This is a genomic window from Halomonas sp. 707D4 (genome assembly GCF_024158685.1).
Taxonomy (GTDB): Bacteria; Pseudomonadota; Gammaproteobacteria; order Pseudomonadales; family Halomonadaceae; genus Vreelandella.
The window spans coordinates 1-5867 of record NZ_JAMZBD010000184.1 but is presented as its reverse complement, the minus strand read 5'-3'; the positions used below and the strand labels follow the sequence as shown (position 1 = coordinate 5867).

General features: G+C 64.6%; 5 protein-coding genes and 1 pseudogene. 1 reads left to right on the top strand and 5 read right to left on the bottom strand.

What is annotated here, in order from left to right; translation table 11 throughout:
* The 5 genes and pseudogenes from BIS11_RS09430 to typA all read right to left on the bottom strand — a co-directional run.
* A pseudogene (locus BIS11_RS09430) lies at positions 1-309 on the bottom strand (branched-chain amino acid ABC transporter permease); the annotation flags it as partial.
* On the bottom strand, positions 309-1313 hold the full coding sequence (locus BIS11_RS09425) for a branched-chain amino acid ABC transporter permease (protein WP_253419237.1): 1005 nt from the start codon (positions 1311-1313) through the stop codon (positions 309-311). The pseudogene BIS11_RS09430 and the gene BIS11_RS09425, both read right to left, overlap by 1 nt.
* 16 nt (positions 1314-1329) lie before the next feature.
* On the bottom strand, positions 1330-2076 hold the full coding sequence (locus tag BIS11_RS09420; protein ID WP_253419235.1) for an ABC transporter ATP-binding protein: 747 nt from the start codon (positions 2074-2076) through the stop codon (positions 1330-1332).
* 52 nt (positions 2077-2128) lie between these two features.
* Positions 2129-2899 carry an ABC transporter ATP-binding protein gene (locus BIS11_RS09415; RefSeq protein WP_253419232.1) on the bottom strand — a complete coding sequence of 257 codons (771 nt, stop codon included), beginning with the start codon at positions 2897-2899 and terminating at the stop codon, positions 2129-2131.
* Between the two features lie 286 nt (positions 2900-3185).
* On the bottom strand, positions 3186-5012 hold the full coding sequence (gene typA, locus BIS11_RS09410; protein ID WP_253419229.1) for a translational GTPase TypA: 1827 nt from the start codon (positions 5010-5012) through the stop codon (positions 3186-3188).
* 163 nt (positions 5013-5175) lie between these two features.
* On the opposite strand from typA, the gene BIS11_RS09405 reads away from it, so the two are divergent.
* Positions 5176-5867, top strand: a 692-nt coding sequence (locus tag BIS11_RS09405; protein WP_253585964.1) for a biotin--[acetyl-CoA-carboxylase] ligase, incomplete at its 3' end; no start/stop codon positions are given.

Sequence of the window (5867 nt, the reverse complement as noted above, 5' to 3'; positions counted from 1 at the left end):
CTCCGTGCCCCAGAAGGCGTCGTTGACCGGCACGCTGAACAGCATGGCGCTAAACCCGCCGAGGGCGACGAACCCCATGACGCCGGCGTTGAACTGCCCGGCGTAGCCCCACTGGATGGTGAGGCCCAGGGCCAGGATCGCGTAGCAGGCGGCCTCGACCAGCATGCGCGTGCTGTAGGCCGCGCCCATCAGCGCGTAGACGCCGAGCACCGCCACCAGAAGGGCGGCGAACAGCACCACCTCGCGCAGCGGAAAGCGTCGGGTCACGGTGGTGTCGCGGGGCGTGTAGGAAGCGGTTTTATCGTTCATCAGATCACCTTGCCCTTGAACAGGCCCGTGGGGCGCCAGACCAGAATGGCGACCAGGATGAAAAACGGCACCACAATCTTGTACTCGGTGCCCACGAAGGCGAGATTCGAGGGAAGCTCGAGCCAGGCGGGGAAGCGCTCCTGAAACGGGCGCAGCACCACGTTCCAGTTGAATACCGCAAGCGTCTCGGCAAAGCCCACCACGAAGCCGCCGGCGATCGCCCCGTAGGGGTGGCCCACGCCGCCGACGATGGCAGCGGCGAAGATCGGCAGCAGCAGAAAGAAGCTCAAGTCAGGCTTGAAGGTGACGTCCAGCGACAAGAGCGTTCCCGCAATGGCGGCAAGCCCGCCGGCGATCACCCAGGTCACGGCCACGATGGTGTTGGTGTTGATGCCCGAGGCCTGGGCGAGCTCCGGGTTGTCGGACATCGCGCGCATCGCCTTGCCAAGGCGCGAGCGGTTGAGAAACAGCGCCAGCGCCACGACCGCCACGACCGTGATCACGAACAGATAGAGCTGCGGCTCGGTGACCACGATCGGCGCCCGCGCCCCTTCGAAAGGCAGGCCGAGGCGAAAGATCTCCTTGCGATCACCCACGTAGAGGCTCTGGCCGCCGGTACCGGCGAACAGGCGAATCAAGCCCTGGAGCATCAGGGTGACGCCGAGAGAGCCGATCACCATGACGATCGGCTTGACGCCGAAGGCGCGCAGCGGCTTGTAGAACGCCTTGTCGATACCCACGGCCAGAAGCGCGGTCAGCACCATCGCCAGCGGCAGCATGATCAGCGCGGTCGGCACGCCGATTGCCGCGCCGGCGGCGGGGAACGCCGTGGTGAGCAGCAGCACCATGAAGGCGCCGAAGGTCATCATGTCGGCATGGGCGAAGTGGGCGAAGCGCATGATGCTGAAGATCAGCGTCACGCCGATCGCACCGATGGCGTAGATCGAGCCGGTGACGCTGCCGGCGATCACGACGTTGTTGATGAAAAAGACCAGTTCGTTCACGAATTTCTCCCCCGGGCTAGCCGCCCAGAAAGCTTCTGGCGACGTCCGGGTCGGCGAGCAGCGCCGCGCCCGTATCGGTGAAACGGTTCTGGCCGGCGGCCAGCACGAAGCCCTTGTCGGCGATGGCGAGCGCTTGCTTGGCGTTCTGCTCGACCATCAGGATGCCGACGCCGGCGGCGTTGATCTTCTTCACCCGGTCGAAGATCTCGTTCATGTAGAGCGGCGAGAGCCCGGCAGTGGGCTCGTCGAGCAGCAAGAGCGTCGGCTCGGCCATCAGCGCGCGGCCCATGGCGACCATCTGGCGCTGACCGCCGGAGAGCTCGCCGGCACTCTGGTGGCGCTTCTCCTTGAGCGGCGGGAAGAACTCATACACCTGCTCGAGCATGCGCTTGACGTTGTGCGGCTTCAGGTACGCACCCATCTCCAGGTTCTCCTTCACCGAGAGGCTCGGGAAGACGTTCTTCTCCTGGGGGACGAAGCCCATGCCGCGCTTGACCAGCTGGTTCGGCGCTAGGTTGTGGATCGGCTCGCCATTGAGCAGGATCTCGCCCTGGCTCACGTTCAGAAGGCCGAACACGGCCTTCAGCATGGTGGACTTGCCGGCGCCGTTGGGGCCGACGATGACGCCGACTTCATCGGCGTGAAGCGTCATCTCGACCCCATTCAATATGTTCATGCCGCCGTAGCCGCCGTGCACGTCCCGCGCGCACAAAAGCGGCGTGGCGCCGGGGGGACCGGCCTTGGGTGACGTATCGCTCGTCATGGTATCGGTGTCTCGTGAAATGATCGGTGTTGTTATGGGTGATGCCGCCGCGTCAGGCGGCGTCGCTGCCGAAGTAGGCCTCGATCACCTCGGGATTGCGCTGGATCTCGTCGATGGAGCCCTCGACCATCACACTGCCCTGGGCGAGCACGATCACCGGGTCGCACAACCTGGCGATCATCTCCATGTCGTGCTCGATGACCAGGAAGGTGTAGCCCATCTCGCGATTCAGCCGCTCGATGTTGCCCATCAGATCGCCCAGGAGCGTGCGGTTGACCCCGGCGGCGATCTCGTCGAGCAGTACCACCTTGGCGTCGGTCATCATGGTGCGGCCAAGCTCCAGAAGTTTCTTCTGGCCGCCGGAGAGATTGCCCGCCAGCTCATTACGCACGTGGTGCAGGCCGACGAAGTCGATCACCTCCAGCGCCCGGCGGCGCACCTCGTCTTCCTCGCGGCGCACAAGCCCCGGCTTGAACCAGGTGTCGAACAGGCGCTCGCCGGCCTGGCGTGGCGGCACCATCATCAGGTTCTCGAGCGCACTCATCTGGCCGAACTCGTGAGCGATCTGGAAGGTGCGCAACAGCCCCTTGTGGAAGCGCGCGTCGGCGGGGAGGGCGGTGATCTCCTCGCCGTCGAGCAGGATATGGCCGCTGTCCGGGGTGAGGGCGCCGGCGATCAGGTTGAACAGCGTCGACTTGCCGGCGCCGTTGGGGCCGATCATGCCGGTGATCGAGCCCTTCTCGACCTGGATCGAGCAGTCGTTGATGACCTTGAGCCCGCCAAACGCCTTGTTGACGCGCTGTACTTCGATGATGGGAGTCATGCATTCCTCGTACGAGCAGGGCAGGCGCCCGACCCGGGGTTGGCTATTATTGTTGATCACGCGGCGCCAAGTGGCACGAGCCAAACGTTTGTATGAATTCTTGGCGGGTCGTGCGTCGCGGCGCGATCTGCTTTTCACTGTGCGCCAGAATGCGCGCGCTTTCCAGCCCCCTAGCGTTTAGGCTGCGTTAATCCCGGCACAACGAAAGGCTTTACCGCAGGCCATATACGCGCCGGACACGAAAAAGCCCGCACGAGGCGGGCTTTCGGGTCATCGCGGCGAGCGCTTACTTCTTGGAGGAGCGCTTGCGCTCGTTTTCCTTCAGAAGCTTCTTGCGCAGGCGGATGAAGTTCGGCGTGACCTCGACCAGCTCGTCGGAGTCGAGGAACTCGATCGCCTGTTCCAGGGTGAACTTGACCGGCGGCGTCAGCACGATGTTCTCGTCGTTGCCCGAGGCGCGCATGTTGTCAAGCTTCTTGCCCTTGGTCGGGTTGACCACCAGGTCGTTGGCGCGGCTGTGGATGCCGACCAGCATGCCTTCGTACACCTCGGTGCCGTGGTCGATGATCAGCTTGCCGCGCTCCTGCAGGGTGTAGAGCGCGTAGGCCAGGGCCTTGCCGTCGACCATCGAGACCATGACGCCGTTGCGACGCTCGATGGACGCATCGGGCTTGAGCGGGCCGTAGTGGTCGAAGCGGCTGGTCAGGATGCCGGTGCCGGAGGTCAGGGTCAGGAATTGACCACGGAAGCCGATCAGGCCGCGCGCGGGGATGATGAAGTCCAGGCGAACACGGCCCTTGCCGTCCGGGTTCATGTTGGTCATCTCGCCCTTGCGGTAGCCGAGCTCTTCCATGATCGAGCCCTGGTGCTGCTCTTCACAGTCGATGATGACCTCTTCGTAGGGCTCCTGCTTGACGCCGTCGATCTCCTTGATGATGACCTCGGGACGACCCACGGCCAGCTCGAAGCCTTCGCGACGCATGGTCTCGATCAGCACAGACAGGTGCAGCTCGCCACGTCCGGACACCTTGAACTTCTCCGGCGTCTCGCCCTGTTCGACGCGCAGCGCCACGTTGTGGATCAGCTCCTGGTCCAGGCGATCCTTGATGTTGCGGCTGGTGACGAACTTGCCGTCCTTGCCGGCGAACGGCGAGTCGTTGACCTGGAAGGTCATGGAGACGGTCGGCTCGTCCACGGTCAGCGGCGGCAGCGCCTCGGGGGTGTTGACGTCGCACAGGGTGTCGGAGATCGCCAGATCCTCGATACCGGTGATGCAGACGATGTCGCCGGCGGTAGCTTCATCGGTCTGCACGCGCTCCAGGCCCATGTGGGTCATCACCTGGCCGACCTTGCCCTTGCGGGTCTTGCCTTCCTTGGTGATCACGCTGATCTGCTGGTTGGGCTTGACGCTGCCGCGCTTGATGCGGCCAAGGCCGATGACGCCGACGTAGCTGTTGTAGTCCAGCGCCGAGATCTGCATCTGGAACGGGCCGTCGATCTCGACCGCCGGGGGCTCGACGATGTCGACGATCGCCTGGAACATCGGGTTCATGTTCTCTTCGAGGGCGTCCGGCTCCATGCCGGCGATGCCGTTGAGCGCCGAGCAGTAGATGATCGGGAAGTCGAGCTGCTCATCGGACGCGCCGAGGTTGTCGAACAGATCGAAGATCTGGTCGATGACCCAGTCCGGGCGCGCGCCGGGGCGGTCGATCTTGTTGACCACGACGATCGGCTTCAAGCCCTGGGCGAACGCCTTCTGTGTCACGAAGCGGGTCTGCGGCATCGGGCCGTCGACGGCGTCGACCAGCAAAAGGACCGAGTCGACCATCGACATGACGCGCTCGACCTCGCCGCCGAAGTCGGCGTGCCCGGGGGTGTCGACGATGTTGATGTGGTAGTTCGTGCCCTTGCCATCCTGCCACTGGATCGCGGTGTTCTTGGCCAGGATGGTGATGCCGCGCTCCTTCTCCTGGTCATTGGAGTCCATGATCCGCTCCTGGCCTTCGGCCTTGCGGTCGAGGGTGCCGGACTGGCTGAGCAGCTTGTCGACCAGGGTAGTCTTACCGTGGTCAACGTGGGCGATAATGGCAATGTTACGAAGATTCTCGATCACGACGCGATCCTGCTGGAAAAATAGGGCGGCATTATAGGGTCTGGGGTAGGCCGACTACCAGCGCTGTCTTAAACAAAGGATCAAGTCAATAACCCAAAGGCGGCAGTTTTCGCCGTGATGACGCATCCGGTAAGATAGGCGTTTTCCCAACTGGGGCAAGGACATGACCATCGGTAACCTGATGCGTTTGTTGAGCGATGGCGAGGTCCATTCCGGCGAGGCCCTGGGCGAGGCGCTGGGCGTCTCCCGCGCCGCCGTCTGGAAACAGCTGAAGAAGCTCGACGCCATGGGCGTGGAACTGATCGCCGTGAAAGGACGCGGCTACCGGCTGGCGCATTCGCTCGAGCCCCTGAGCGGGCAGCGCGTGGTCGCGGGGCTGCCCGCCGAGGCGCGCCATCTGCTTGCCCGTCTGTTCGTCGAGGACCAGCTCGACTCGAGCAACGAATTCCTGCGTGGGCGCTTCACCCAGGGCGCCGGTCACGGCGAGGCGTGCCTGGTCGAGCGCCAGAGCGCCGGGCGCGGCCGGCGCGGCCGGGCGTGGAGCACCGCCTGGGGGCAGGGGCTTCTATTGTCGCTTGGCTGGCGCTTCGATGCCGGTGTCGCCTCCCTCGAGGGCTTGAGCCTGGCGGTCGGCGTGGTGGTGGCCCAGGTGCTCGAGCGCCACGGCGCGGCACCAGCGCTCAAGTGGCCCAACGATATCCTGCTGCCGCTTGCGGGCGGCGAGCTCGGCAAGCTCGCCGGTATCCTGATCGAGGTGACCGGCGACGCCGCCGGGCCCTGCGAGGTGGTGATCGGCCTGGGCATGAACCTCACGCTTCCCGAGGAGCTTCGCCGGACGATCGACCAGCCCGTGGC

Bases quoted from the DNA above. Each gene is read 5' to 3' on its own strand.
- BIS11_RS09420 (WP_253419235.1), bottom strand. From the start codon at position 2,076: ATGACGAGCGATACGTCACCCAAGGCCGGTCCCCCCGGCGCCACGCCG.
- BIS11_RS09415 (WP_253419232.1), bottom strand. From the start codon at position 2,899: ATGACTCCCATCATCGAAGTACAGCGCGTCAACAAGGCGTTTGGCGGG.